Here is a 13,663-nt window from a genome sequence, read left to right as displayed (position 1 = left end):
CTGCCCGTTCGTCCCCACGAACACCCCGCCCGCAGCCCCCTTCAACGACCGCGGATCAACACCCGAACGCTCCAACGCCTCCCACGACACCTCCAACAACAACCGCTGCTGCGGATCCATCACCAACGCCTCACGCGGCGAAACACCGAAGAACCCCGCATCAAAACCCGCCACATCATCCAAAAACCCACCCACACGCGCATAACTCTTCCCCACCCGGTCCGGATCCCCGTCGAACAACCCCGCCAGATCCCAACCCCGATCCCCCGGAAAATCACCCACCACATCCACACCACCCGACACCACACCCCACAACGCCTCCGGAGACCCCACACCCCCCGGAAAACGACAACCCATCCCCACAATCGCGATCGGCTCGCTGTCGCCTTCTTCCACCTCCTGCAGGCGGCGGTTGGCCTGACGCAGGTCGGCCGTCACACGCTTGAGGTATTCGAGGAGCTTCTCCTCATTTTCACTCATGCCTGATTCCCCTCGAATTGTGTGGATGAAAGCGTTGCCTGAATTCCGGTCAGAGCGTGCCGAATTCCTTGTCGATGAGATCGAACATCGAATCGGCACTCGCCGATGCGATGTCGTCACCGCCCGCAGGTTGCGGTCCGGAGTCGCCGCCCGCACCGCTCCCCCACTGCTTGACCAGTTCCTGGAGGTGCTGGGTCAATTGGGTTCGTACGGTCTTGTCGTCGAGGGTTTCGAATCGTTCGGCGATCTTGCCGATGTCCCCGTAGAGGGAGGTGAGGACGTCCTCGCGGGTCGGCGCGAGGCGGGTGGACAGGTAGGCCGCCAGCGCACCCGGAGTGGGGTGGTCGAAGATCGTGGTCGAGGGCAGCTGGAGGCCGAGCATCTCCCCGACCCGGTTGCGCAGTTCCAGTGCGGTGAGCGAGGTCAGTCCCGCGTCCAGGAAGCCCCGGTCGAGGGCCACGGCATGCGGCGTGCCGTGGTGCAGGGCTGCCGCCGTCTGCGCCCGGATCAGCTGCTGCAGCGACTGCTCCCGCTCCTGATCGGTCATGGCCGCCAGGCGGTCCCTGAGCGCGCTGCCGGCCGGCCTGTGCGGGGCGGCCTTCGCCTGGTCGTCGTCGTGCGCGTACTTCTTCAGCAGCGGCGTGACGGGGGCCCTGGCGCTGTCCGTGAGGTTCCGCGTGTCCAGGTGGACGGGCAGCAGTACGGGCTCGTCGTGGGCGAGTGCGGTGTCGAAGGCCGCCAGCGCGTCGGCGGTGGAGAGCGGCACGATTCCCGTACGGGCCAGGCGGCGCAGATCCGTTGGTCCCAAGTTCCCGCTGATCTCGCTGCGTTCCTCCCACAGTCCCCAGGCGAGCGACAGGGCGGGGAAGCCGGCTGCCCGCCTGCGCTGGATCAGCGCGTCGACGCAGAGGTTGGCGGCCGCGTAGTTCGCCTGCCCCGCCGTGCCCCACCATCCCGCGGCGGATGAGCAGGCCACGAACCATGCGAGGTCCAGGCCGCGCGTCAACTCGTCCAGATGGTGCACGGCATCGGCCTTCGCCCGCAGGACCGCCTCCAGGTGCTCCGGCGTGAGCGCCTGGACGACGGCGTCGTCCGCCGCCCCGGCAGCGTGCACCACCCCGCGCAGGGGAAACTCCCGCGGTATCCGCGCGATCACTGCCGCCAGTTGGTCCCGGTCGCCGGCGTCGCACGCCTCGACGGTGACCCGGGCACCCAGCTCCCGCAGTTCCACCGCCAGGGCGGCTGTTCTGGCCGCCCGCTCCCCCCTGCGGCCGAGCAGCACGACATGGCCCACACCGTGGGCCGTCACGGCGTTACGGGCCAGTGCCGAGCCCACGACCCCGCCCGCGCCCGTCACGAGCAGCGAAGCCGTGCGCCATCGGTCCTCCGCCGCGGTTCCGGCAGCGGTCGGCCCCTCGCCGTGCCCGCCGGGGGCTCCGGCTTGCAGGAGGTGCGGCGTGTGGAGTTCGCCGGCGCGCAGGGCGATCTGCGGTTCCGGCGAGCGCATCGCCGCGGCGACCGCCGCGCACGACACCGGATCGTCGTCGACGTCGACCAGTTGCAGGGTCCCGGGGTGTTCGGTCTGCGCCGAGCGCACCAGACCCCACACGGCAGCCTGCACCGGATCCACGGCCTCTCCCGGCCGGGCGGCCACCGCCCCTCGTGTCACCAGCACCAACCGCCCGCCGGAGGGGCGTTCGCCGGCCGACCACGACTGCACCAGGCCGAGCGCCGCCCCGAGGCCGGCCCGCACCCGCTCCGGCAGCGGTCCCTCGACGATCGCAGCCGCCGGTGGCTCCTCGGCCGCCACACCCGCGGCGGACAGTGCCTGGGCCAGACCGTCCGCGGCCGGCACCACCAGCCGGTTCCCGGGGTCCACCGCCTGGACTGCCGTGGATCTGGTGGACTCCCGAGGCTCCCACCCCACCCGGAACAGAACGTCGCGGCCCGTCGGCGCAACCGCCCGCCGCCACGCGTCCGGGACCGGCCGCAACGTCACCGTCTCGGCGGCCATGACCGGATCGCCGGCCGCGTCCCACGCCGACACGGACACCGTGTCCTCATCCACCACCGTCAGCCGCACCCGCAGCTCACAGGCGCCCTTGGCGCTGATCTCCACACCGGAGAAGGACAGGGGAAGCCGCGCTCCCCCCTCGCAGGCGGGCAGCAGTTCAGCAGCGGACGCGGCGTGCAGCAGCGCCTCGAAAAGCCCCGGGTGCAGCAGATACCGGCCGGCTTCTTCGGCAGCTTCCCCGGACAGGCATGTCTGCGCGAAGACCTCCCCCTCGTACGCTCCGCGCCACAGCGCCCGCAGTCCGCCGGACGACGGGCCGTGCTCCAGTTCCCCGGCGGGCTCCACCGGGGCCGCGCCCGGCGGGGGCCACTGCTCCAGCCGCTCGTCCGGGACGGGCCGCGCCGGAGCCAGGATCCCCGCGGCGTGCCGGTCCCATGTCTGCTGCCCCACACGTCGGGCCAGCACCTCCAGGTGACGCTTTCCGGGCGCGCCGCCCGCTTGCACCCGGACCTGGACATCCACCGGGCCGTCGGCCGGAACGACCAGCGGGGCCTGCACGTGCAGCTCGTCCAGCCGGGGGAAGCCGACCTGTACACCAGCCCGGAGGGCCATCTCCGCAAGTCCCGCGGCCGGCACCACGGCAGCGCCCGCGGTCCGGCCGGCCGCGGTCCACGGGGGGTTCGCGGCGGACAGCCGGCCGGTCAGCACGGCTCCGTCGGCCAGCGCGAGGGCAGCCCCCAGCATCGGATGCACCACCTGCTCAAGGCCGGCCGACTCGACGTCGGCGGCCGGGGACGCCGGGTACAGCCAGAACCGCTCGTGCTGAAAGGCGTAGGTCGGCAGTTCGGTCCGGCTCGCACCCGATCCGGCGTAGAAGGCGTGCCAGTCGACCGGTGTGCCCGCCGCGTACAGCCGGCCGAGTGCCATGCTCAGCGCGACGGGCTCGGGGCGGTCCCGGCGGCCGGCCGGTACGACCAGACGGCCGTTCGTCCCGGGACAGTCCTGGGCCATGGCGCTCAGGACGGCGTCGGGTCCCAGCTCCACGAAGCAGGTGACGCCCTGCTCGCTCAGATACCGCACGCCGTCGGCGAACCGGACCGGCTCGCTGATGTGCCGCACCCAGTGCTCGGCCGCGTCGTGCGCCGCCGCGAGCGGTGTCCCGGTCAGGTTCGAGACGATGGGCAGTGAGGGCTCGTGGTAGGTCAGTCCCTCCGCCGTTTGCCGGAACGCGTCGAGCATCGGGCGCATCAGAGGCGAGTGGAACGCGTGGCTCACCGAGAGCTTCCGTGTCCTGCGTCCGCGCGCCTCCCAGTGCCCGGCCACTGCGCGTACGGCGTCCTCGTCGCCCGACAGCACCACGGCTTCGGGGCCGTTGACGGCGGCGATGCCCACCTGGCCGGTGAGCATCGGCCGGACCTCGTCCTCGGCCGCCTGCAGCGCCACCATCGCTCCGCCGTCGGGCAGTTCGTCCATCAGCCTGCCCCGGGCGGCGACCAGGGCGGCGGCGTCCGGCAGGGAGAGCACACCGGCGACGTGTGCGGCGGCCACCTCGCCGACCGAGTGCCCGGTCACGAAGTCCGGCCGGACGTCCCACGATTCCAGCAGCCGGAACAGCGCCACTTCGTAGGCGAACAGCGCGGCTTGGGCGTGGACCGTGCGATCCAGCAGGCGGGCGTCCTCGCCCCAGGCGATCTCGCGCAGCGGCCTGCCCGCGTACGGCTCCAGATGACGGTCCAGTTCGGCGGCCACGGCGTCGAAGGCGCGGGCGAAGGCCGGGAACCCGGCGTGCAGCTCCCGCCCCATGCCCAGCCGCTGAGCTCCTTGTCCGGTGAACATGAACGCGGTCCGTCCGCCTTCACGTGCCCGGCCCCGGGCGAGGTGGGCCGCCGTCCCGCCTTCGGCCAGAGCCGCCAGGCCCTCCAGCAGCTCCCGGCGGTCTTCGCCCACCACCACCGCTCGGTACTCCAGCGCCGCCCGTCCGGTCGCCAGTGCGTGCCCGACGTCTGCGGGGCCGGCGTCCGGCTGCCCGTTCAGGTGGGCCAGGAGCCGGCCGGCCTGCGCCTCAAGCGCCTCGGGTGTGTGGCCGCTGACCAGCCACGGCACCACACCCGAGCGGGCGGGAGACGGGTCGGCAGCCGGCCGGGGGTCCGGGTACTGCGGTTGCTCCGGGGCCTGTTCCAGGACGACGTGCGCGTTGGTGCCGCTGATCCCGAACGACGACACCGCCGCCCGGCGCTCCCGGCCCACTGCCGGCCAGTCACGTGCCTCGGTCAGCAGCTCCACCGCGCCCGCGGACCAGTCGACATGCGGCGAGCGCTGCTCGGCGTGCAGGGTCCGGGGAAGCACGCCTTCCTGCAGTGCCATCACCATCTTGATGACACCCGCCACCCCGGCGGCCGCCTGCGTATGGCCGATGTTCGACTTCAACGACCCCAGCCACAAAGGCTCCCGGCCGGCCGGCCGCTTTCCGTACGTGGCCAGCAACGCCTGCGCCTCGATCGGGTCGCCGAGCGTGGTTCCCGTGCCGTGTGCCTCCACGACGTCCACGTCGGCCGCCGGCACCCCGGCGTCCGCCAGCGCCTGGCGGATCACCCGCTGCTGCGCCGGACCGTTCGGGGCGGTCAGCCCGTTCGACGCGCCGTCCTGGTTCACCGCCGAACCCCGCACCACCGCCCACACCCGATGCCCGTTGCGCACCGCGTCCGACAACCGCTCCACCACCAGCACACCCACACCCTCGGCCGGACCGAACCCGTCCGCGCCGGCCCCGAACGCCTTGCACCGCCCGTCCGGAGCCAGACCCCGCTGACGGGCGAACTCCACGAACGTCGACGGCGTCGCCATCACCGTCACCCCACCCGCCAACGCCAGCGAACACTCACCCCTGCGCAACGCGGCCACCGCCAGATGCAACGCCACCAACGACGACGAACACGCCGTGTCCACCGACACCGCAGGCCCCTCAAGACCCAGGCTGTACGCCACCCGGCCCGACGCCACACTCGCCGCCCTGCCGGTCAGCAGGTAGCCGGTCGCGCTCTCCGGGGTCTGGTGGAGGTCATGGGCGTAGTCGCCGGCCATGGCACCGACGAAGACACCGCTGCGGCTTCCCCGAAGCGCGTGGGGGTCGATGCCCGCGTGTTCCAGCGCCTCCCACGAGCCCTCCAGGAGCAGCCGCTGCTGCGGGTCCATCGCCAGCGCCTCACGCGGCGAGATGCCGAAGAACGCCGCGTCGAAGGCACCGGCGTCGTGGAGGAATCCGCCTCGGTACGTTTCCGTGCCCCAGCCGCGGTCGGCCGGATGGTTGCCCGTGGCGTCGGTGCCTTCGGTGACCAGGCGCCACAGATCCCGCGGCGACCGTATTCCTCCGGGCAGGCGGCAGCTCATGCCGACGATGGCGATGGCGTCGTCCGCCTCCAGTGGTGTCACCGCGGGCTCCGGTGCCGCGGCGTCGTCGACGGAGCTCTCGCCGTGCGTCGTCCTCGACTCGATCTCCGTCGCCAGTGCCAGTGGCGTCGGGTGGTCGAACACCACGCTCGTCGGCAGGTTCAGCGAGGTGGCGGAGTTCAGACGACGGCGGAGTTCCACCGCCATGGCGGAGTCGAAGCCGAGGTCCTGGAAGGTGCGGCCGGCATCCAGCGCTTCCGGCGCGGCGTGGCGCAGCACGGCGGCGGCCTGGGTCCGTACGAGTTCGAGGGCGGCGATGCCAGGGGTGCTGCGCCAGCGTGACCTCGGTGGCGGCGCTGCCGTGACCTGGGGCAGACCGAGCGGGGTGTCCGGGGTGCCGGTGACGGCGCTCCAGTCGACGGCCGCACCTCGTACGAAGAGTTCGGCGGCGGAGGTCAGAACGCTCTCGAGGCCGCCCTCGCCCCGGCGCAGCGTTCCGGTCGCGACCGCGTCGGTCACCCCGGTGTCCGCGGCGGTCTCCTCCACCCCGATGGTCAGCACCGGGTGCGGGCTGCACTCGACGAAGAACCGGTACCCCTCCTCCAGGAGCCCGCGCACGGCCTGGTCGAAACACACCGGCCGGCGCTCGTTGCGCACCCAGTACCCGGCGTCCAGCCGGCCGCCGTCCACCCAGGCCGCCTCCACCGTGGAGTACACGGGCACCGAGGCGGTCCTCGGCGACACCCCCGCGAGCTCCCGCCCGATCCGGTCGGCGACCTGGTCGACCTGCGGCGAGTGCGAGGCGTAGTCCACCGGGATCCGGCGGACCCGCGCTCCCTCGGCCTCGCACCTGGCCGCCAGCGCGTCCAGCGCGGCCTGTTCACCGGTCACCACGACCGCTGTCGGCCCGTTGACCGCGGCGACCGCGGCCCGGTCCCCGTCGGCGGCGCACCACTGCCTCACCCGTGCCACCGGAGCCGCGACCGAGAGCATGCCGCCCCGGCCGGACAGCTCACGGACCACCTGACTGCGCAGGGCCATCACACGCGCCCCGTCCTCCAGCGACAGCGCGCCGGCCACCACGGCGGCGGCGATCTCCCCCTTCGAAGCTCCCACCACGGCGTCCGGGCGCACACCCAGGGACTCCCACACCGCTGCCAGCGCCACCATCACCGCCCACAGCGCCGGCTGCACCACATCCACCCGGTCCAAGGACGCGGCCCCGGCCGCCCCGCACAGCACGTCCGGCAACGACCAGTCGACGAACGGGGCCAGCGCCCTGGCGCACGCGTCGATCCGGGCGGCGAACACGGGAGAGGAGGCATACAACTCCCTTCCCATGCCCACCCATTGCGAGCCCTGCCCGGGAAACACCAGGGCCACCTTGCCCGCCACCGTGGCCGCGCCCGTGATCACACCGGCGCCCGGCACACCCCGCTCGACCTGCCCCAGACCGGCCGGCAACGCCCCCGGACCGCTCCCCAGCACCACGGCACGGTGCTCGGACATCGAGCGGGACACCAACGCCCCCGCGACGCCGCGCACGTCGACGCCGGCACCGTCCCGCGCCCACCGCGCCAGCCGTCCCGCCTGCTCCCGCAGCTCCTCGGGCGTGCGGCCACTGATCACCCACGGCACTGTTCCAGGACGGTTCGCGTGGTCAGGGGCATCGGACACGTTCACGAGCGCTCCCACTTCCCTTGGGACACGAGGAGAGTCCAACCTGACGGGGTGCGCTCGTGGGCAGCTCGTACGACGGCAGAGCCGGTGCGGAACCCTCTCCCGGGCCGCCGCACCTCCGGCCGCCCGGTCCTGCAGCCCCTGGCCTGCGGCTCCGGTGTCCGGGGCTCGGCGGGGCCGCGGCCGGGCTGTCGTGGGGCACGAGCCCTCACAGGCCGGTCCCGCCGGAGGCGTCGATGCACTGCCCCGTGATCCAGCGGGAGCCGTCCGAGGCGAGGAAGGCCACGATGTCCGCGATGTCCTGGGGTTCTCCCATGCGGCCGAGCACGGAACGCGCCGCGTGGGCCGCTTCGCGCTCCGGCACCGACCACCGGTGCCTGTTGAGGTCCGTCTTGACGAAACCCGGCGCCACCGCGTTCACCGTGATCCCGCGCTCTCCCAACTCGGCGGCCAGGGAGCGGGTCAGGGCCTCCAGCGCGCTCTTGGCCATGGAGTACGCCAGGGAGGAGGGGTGGTTCAGCCGGGTGGCGGCCGAGCTGATGTTGATGACCCGGCCCCCCTTCCGCAGCCTCCCGAGACCGTGCTGCACCAGGAACAAGGGGGCTTTGGCGTGCACCGCGACCAGCCGGTCGAACTCCTCGGGCGTCACGTCGGCGACACCTCCGCGGAGGTTGAATCCGGCGTTGTTGACCAGGATGTCCAGCTCGGCGGGCTGCTCCGCGCCGGCCATGCCCGCGTCGAAACGCTCGTACAGCGTGCGGACGTCGTCGTGGACGCCCAGTGGCGCGTGCAGGCAGAAGGCATCTCCGCCGGCGCCGGCGATCAGGTCTACGGTGCGCCGGGCCGAGGTCTCGTCGCTGCCGTAGTGCACGGCGACGCGGGCGCCGTCGGCGGCCAGCCGCCGGGCGATGGCCCGGCCGATGCCCCGCCCCGCCCCCGTCACCAGAGCGGTCTTGTTCCTGAGCTCCTTCAACAGCTTCCCCGTTCCCGTCGTCAGCGGTGTGCCGGCAGGGGAACAATAGCCGTTGAATAAACCGTCTACCCGGTTTATTCTTTGCGCTCTGCGAGCGAGACACTCGGCTTCGCCACCCAGGCGTCCCGGCCCTCGCACGCTCCCGGCGTGCGACCGACGTGAGGCGGTTTCCCATGGCCTTCCGGCACATTCGTCTGATCGCCGTGAACATCGACGGCGTGCTGCTGAACGACACCTTCAGCCCGGTGATCCACCGGTTCGTGGTCCGCCGGGGGGGCACGTACACCCGCGAGCTGGAGCGGGCGGTGCTTTCCCAGACCCAGCTCGAGGCCGCCGAGGCGCTGGGGATGCCGGAGCCGGCCGAGAAGGTGGTGGCGGCGTATTTCCAGGAGCGCGAGGAGTACCTCCGGGAGCATCCCCTCCGCCTCCAGGAGGGTGCGGGCCGCCTGCTGGACCGCCTGCGTTCCACCGGCGCACCCCTGGTCTGTTACGGAGGGCTCGGGCGGGACCACTTCGAGCGTCACCTCGCGGGTCTGGCGCAGTACTTCGAGGGACCCGGGTACATCTGCACCGACGGCTTCCGGCCCGGAGTCCGCCAGATCGCCCAGGACGTCTTCGGGCTCGGCTGCGAACGTGCCCTCTTCATCGACGACGTGGCGCGTGTGGCCGAGGCGGCGCAGGAGCTCGGGGCGGCGTTCATCGGCCACCCGAGCACCTTCGAGCACAGCCACCAGCGGGCGTTCATGCGTGAGGCCGGGGTGCGGCACATCGCCGGCTCACTCGACGAGATCGACGAGGGGATGCTGCGGGCCGTCGAGGCGGAGGCATCCGTCCGGTCCGGCCGGCGGGCGGGCGCGACGGTCTGAGCCGGCGGCGGGGCCTGCCGTGCCGGGCAGGGGACCACACCAACCGGAAACCAGTGGTCCGGATTTGTTTTCCGGGCCGCCGCCGCCGCTCCGGGCCGCCCGGCCGGTCCGGGGCGCGGCCGCACCGCACTGTCGTCCACCCCCGTCGCGACCAGTGATATTGCGGCGCCGCGAGCGGGGCGAGGGGCGCTTTCGCCGCAGCGCGGGAGGGGGCGGGACCTCTCGCCGGGGCCCACTTGCCTCGTGGATACGTGGGGGAGACAGGTAAGGTACCTCCTAGACGGTTTTTTCTTTGCCTGATTCGGCTCGGAAGCGGATCGCGGCTGATCGAAGGGAGATTTCAGTGGCCCAGCAAGAACGAGCGGTCCGTACCCGCCGCGCCGTGCTGGAGGCTGCCGCCACGGTCTTCGCGGAGCACGGCTACACCGCGGCAACGGTCGCCGACATCCTCAGGACCGCGGGCGTCACCAAGGGGGCGCTCTATTTCCATTTCGATTCCAAGGAAGCGCTCGCCCGGGGCGTGCTGGAGATACAGACCGACCAGCGGCTGCCCGAGCAGGACATCAAGCTCCAGGAGCTGATCGACGTCGCCATGTCGGTGGCGCACCGGCTGCTGCACGAACCGGTGCTGAGGGCCGGCGCCCGGCTCTCGGCGGACCCCATCGGCCGCCGGCACTACGGGAGCGCGTGGCCGCTGTGGGTGGACATGATGGCGGAGATCGCGGCCGAGGCGCACGCGCGCGGGGAGACGCTTTCCCACGTGGTGCCGCGCGAGGTCGCCGAGATGGTGGTCAGCGCCTTCAACGGAGTGCAGCTCTACGCGCAGCTGGAGACCGGGTTGAGGGACATAGAGCACCGGGTGTCCGTCCTGCTGCAGCATCTGATGCCCTCGGTCGCCTCGCCGGCGGTCCTGATGCGCCTGGACGTGAGTCCGGACCGGGGCGCCCGCGTGGTGCGTGAGGCGAGGGAGCCGGTGTCCGCTCCCGCGTGAGCGGGGCCGGCGGTGGGGCCGGGCAGTGCTGCCGGCCGTGACGGCGGCCGGCAGCGCTGCCCGGCGCGGCTCAGGCCGACGCGGTGGTGACGACGGAGGTGAAGACGACGGCGCCGTCCTGACGTGCGGTCACGAGCAGGTTCTGCCTGTCGCCGGCCTCGGAGGGCAGGCGGCACACCTCGATCAGGCAGGGAGCGTTCAGCTCGGCGTAGCGGGTGAACTCGCTGGTCAGGCTGACCGGGAGGCAGGGGCGGCCCAGGAACGCGGCGGCGGCCTGCCGGGCGGCCTCCAGCAGGACCATTCCCGGGACGTGGTCGACGGGGTGGTCGAAGAGGACGGGGTGGCCGGTGTCCACCCTCAGCTGCCAGCGGTCCGGCGCCGGGGTGGGGGAAAGGACGACGTCCGTGGGCGACAGGCGCCCCACGGCCTGCGGGGCCGTGGGGCTCGTCAGGGGTATCGGTATGACGGCGTCGCCCACGCGCGAGGCCCGCAGGCGGCCGTAGACCGCGGGTGAGGTGCAGGTGAAGGTGGCGGAGCCGGTCGCGGCGATCTCTCCGTCGCGGCGGATCACGGCCGCGTAGTGCATCCCGGACAGGTTCGCTCCACGGCGTTTGACGTCCGTGCAGGTGACGGAGATGTCCAGAGCCGCGGGGGTGCCCTGGACGAGCAGGTTCTCGGGTCTGAGTCCGACGGTGAGGTCCCACATCAGGAACTGGTGGCCGAGGGGGACGCCGAACTCGGCGTGGGCCAGCAGGATGCCCGTCTGGCGGATCGTCTCGGCGACGAGAAGCGGGTCGTGGCAGCCCTCGACGGTCGAGAAGAAGCTGTGCCGGCGCGGCAGCTGGGCGGAGAGGGTGAAGTGGGTGTCGTCCACCCGCTCCCAGCGGGTGAGCATCACTTCGGCGACACCGGACCGGTGGACGAACTCCTTGGGAACCGTGGTGGTGAGCGAGGCCGGATAGCGGGGCACGACGAGAGGTACCGGTTCCGCGGAGCGGTCCCCCGCCGGGACCGCGACGACTACGGGACGTTCGGCGTGGACGGTGCTGACGGACATGGATTTCCCCCTGAGCCGCTAGAGGTGAGAAGCACGGCCTGACGCGAACGAAGATACATACCGCCCGGTTTAATTTCTAGCGGTTGCGGGCCCTTCCGGCCGAGGGGGCGCCGGAGGGACGCATTCCGTCGCGGTGCACCCCGGGGGAGCCCCTCGGAGTGCGGCCGCCGGGCCTCTCCGCGAGCGGCGTGACCAGCGCCTCCAGTCGCCTTGGAGTCCGCTTCTAGCCGGCTGGACGATCCTTTTCCCGTGGCCGGGACGGAGAGGGGGCGGCATGGAGTACGGAACTCCCGCACTGCGGGTGGAGCGTGGCCGGGCCGGCGCGGAGGAGCTGGCCGCCGTCCTGACGGCGCTGCTGCTGGCCGGCCGGAACGGGCGTGAGCGTGCCGCCGGAACCGCTCCGCGCCCAGGCCCGGAGCCGGGCGGAAGCGGGCCGTCGGGGGCCGGCGGCTGGAGATCCGCCGGTCAGCCACCCCACGTGAGAGGCAAACCGCGTGCGTGGTTTATTAATGTGGAGGGGCGCGCAGCGCGGGGCCCCGGCCACGCGGAGGCAGGGCCGCACAGGGTGACTCCGGCCGCTACCGGGTCGGGTGAGAGGACGGCTGGCATGGGTGGACGAGTGGCCGAGCTGCGTGAGGTCCGCGCGCACGCTCTGCAGGGTCCGGGTGAGAAGGCCACGGCGGCGCAGCACGCCAAGGGGAAGCTGACCGCTCGTGAGCGGATCGCCCTGCTGCTGGACGAGGGTTCGTTCCGTGAGGTCGAGCAGTTGCGCCGGCACCGGGCGACCGGTTTCGGCCTGGAGCAGAAGAGGCCCCACACCGATGGTGTGATCACCGGGTGGGGCACGGTGGAGGGCCGGACGGTCTTCGTCTACGCGCACGACTTCCGGATCTTCGGCGGTGCGCTGGGCGAGGCCCACGCCACCAAGATCCACAAGATCATGGACATGGCGATTGCGGCCGGTGCCCCGCTGGTCTCCCTCAACGACGGCGCCGGCGCCCGTATCCAGGAGGGCGTCTCGGCGCTGGCCGGGTACGGCGGGATCTTCCAGCGCAACACGAAGGCGTCCGGGGTCATCCCGCAGATCAGCGTGATGCTCGGCCCGTGCGCGGGCGGCGCCGCCTACAGCCCGGCGCTGACCGACTTCGTCTTCATGGTCCGCGAGACCTCGCAGATGTTCATCACCGGACCCGACGTCGTGCGGGCCGTCACCGGTGAGGAGATCAGCCAGAACGGTCTGGGCGGCGCGGACGTGCACGCCGAGACCTCCGGCGTCTGCCACTTCGCCTACGACGACGAGGAGACCTGCCTCGCCGAGGTCCGCTACCTCCTCTCCCTCCTCCCGCAGAACAACCGGGAGAACCCGCCCGCCGCCGAGGCCACCGACCCGGCCGGCCGGCGCGGCGACGCCCTCCTCGACCTCGTCCCCGCCGACGGCAACCGCCCCTACGACATGGCCAAGGTCATCGAGGAACTGGTCGACGACGGGGACTGCCTGGAGGTCCACGAACGCTGGGCCCGCAACATCATCTGCGCCCTGGCCCGCCTGGACGGCCAGGTCGTCGGCATCGTCGCCAACCAGCCCCAGACCCTGGCCGGAGTCCTGGACATCGAGGCGTCCGAGAAGGCCGCGCGGTTCGTGCAGATGTGCGACGCCTTCAACATCCCGATCGTCACCCTCCTGGACGTCCCCGGCTTCCTGCCCGGCGTCGACCAGGAGCACGGCGGCATCATCCGCCACGGCGCCAAACTGCTGTACGCGTACTGCAACGCCACCGTGCCCCGGATCTCGCTGATCCTGCGCAAGGCGTACGGCGGCGCCTACATCGTCATGGACTCCCAGTCCATCGGCGCCGACCTCACCTACGCCTGGCCCACCAACGAGATCGCCGTGATGGGCGCCGAGGGCGCGGCCAACGTCATCTTCCGCCGCCAGATCGCCGGCGCCGACGACCCCGAGGCGATGCGCGCGCGCATGGTCAAGGAGTACAAGGCCGAGCTGATGCACCCCTACTACGCCGCCGAACGCGGCCTGGTCGACGACGTCATCGACCCCGCCGAGACCCGCCAGGTCCTCATCGACTCCCTGGCCATGCTCCGCACCAAACACGCCGACCTGCCCTCCCGCAAGCACGGCAACCCGCCCCAGTGAACCGACGACGAACGACATGGCCGGCCCTGTCGCGCAGGGCCCCGGGCGCCCTGGAGGCAGGGC

7 protein-coding genes are annotated in these 13,663 nt (G+C 72.2%); 3 read left to right on the top strand and 4 right to left on the bottom strand.

Annotation, left to right across the window (positions count from 1 at the left end; translation table 11 throughout):
* The 3 genes from ABZ863_RS31645 to ABZ863_RS31635 form a co-directional block, all read right to left on the bottom strand.
* A partial coding sequence (locus tag ABZ863_RS31645; protein ID WP_358543084.1) for a beta-ketoacyl synthase N-terminal-like domain-containing protein occupies positions 1-480 on the bottom strand: 480 nt, incomplete at its 3' end.
* A 49-nt stretch (positions 481-529) separates the two neighbouring features.
* Positions 530-7,564 (bottom strand): SDR family NAD(P)-dependent oxidoreductase, encoded by a 7,035-nt coding sequence (locus ABZ863_RS31640; protein WP_358543081.1) that lies wholly within the window; start codon positions 7,562-7,564, stop codon positions 530-532.
* A 205-nt stretch (positions 7,565-7,769) separates the two neighbouring features.
* Positions 7,770-8,534, bottom strand: coding sequence for an SDR family oxidoreductase (locus tag ABZ863_RS31635; RefSeq protein WP_358289495.1), 765 nt, complete (start codon positions 8,532-8,534; stop codon positions 7,770-7,772).
* Positions 8,535-8,707: 173 nt separating this feature from the next.
* Between ABZ863_RS31635 and ABZ863_RS31630 the strand changes: the two genes are divergently transcribed.
* Positions 8,708-9,400, top strand: coding sequence for a hypothetical protein (locus tag ABZ863_RS31630; protein ID WP_023415577.1), 693 nt, complete (start codon positions 8,708-8,710; stop codon positions 9,398-9,400).
* A 343-nt stretch (positions 9,401-9,743) separates the two neighbouring features.
* Positions 9,744-10,391: a ScbR family autoregulator-binding transcription factor gene (locus ABZ863_RS31625; RefSeq protein ID WP_023415578.1), complete on the top strand. Its 648-nt coding sequence runs from the start codon at positions 9,744-9,746 to the stop codon at positions 10,389-10,391.
* A gap of 70 nt (positions 10,392-10,461) precedes the next feature.
* On the opposite strand, the gene ABZ863_RS31620 is transcribed toward ABZ863_RS31625, so the two are convergent.
* The gene (locus ABZ863_RS31620; RefSeq protein ID WP_128463040.1) at positions 10,462-11,448 is read right to left on the bottom strand and encodes a ScbA/BarX family gamma-butyrolactone biosynthesis protein; all 987 of its coding nucleotides are present in this window, start codon (positions 11,446-11,448) and stop codon (positions 10,462-10,464) included.
* A 607-nt stretch (positions 11,449-12,055) separates the two neighbouring features.
* Here ABZ863_RS31620 and ABZ863_RS31615 point away from each other — a divergent pair.
* On the top strand, positions 12,056-13,600 hold the full coding sequence (locus tag ABZ863_RS31615) for an acyl-CoA carboxylase subunit beta (protein WP_128463039.1): 1,545 nt from the start codon (positions 12,056-12,058) through the stop codon (positions 13,598-13,600).
* The last annotated feature ends 63 nt before the right edge of the window (positions 13,601-13,663 follow it).

The organism is Saccharomonospora sp. NPDC046836 (assembly GCF_040645195.1).
GTDB lineage: Bacteria > Actinomycetota > Actinomycetes > Mycobacteriales > Pseudonocardiaceae > Prauserella_A.
Note: the sequence above shows the minus strand (reverse complement) of the source record. Positions and strands in the feature narration are given on the sequence as shown.

Excerpts from the sequence above, each read along its gene's own strand:
- ABZ863_RS31620 (WP_128463040.1), bottom strand. The coding sequence starts at position 11,448 with ATGTCCGTCAGCACCGTCCACGCCGAACGTCCCGTAGTCGTCGCGGTC.
- ABZ863_RS31630 (WP_023415577.1), top strand. The coding sequence starts at position 8,708 with ATGGCCTTCCGGCACATTCGTCTGATCGCCGTGAACATCGACGGCGTG.
- ABZ863_RS31615 (WP_128463039.1), top strand. The coding sequence starts at position 12,056 with ATGGGTGGACGAGTGGCCGAGCTGCGTGAGGTCCGCGCGCACGCTCTG.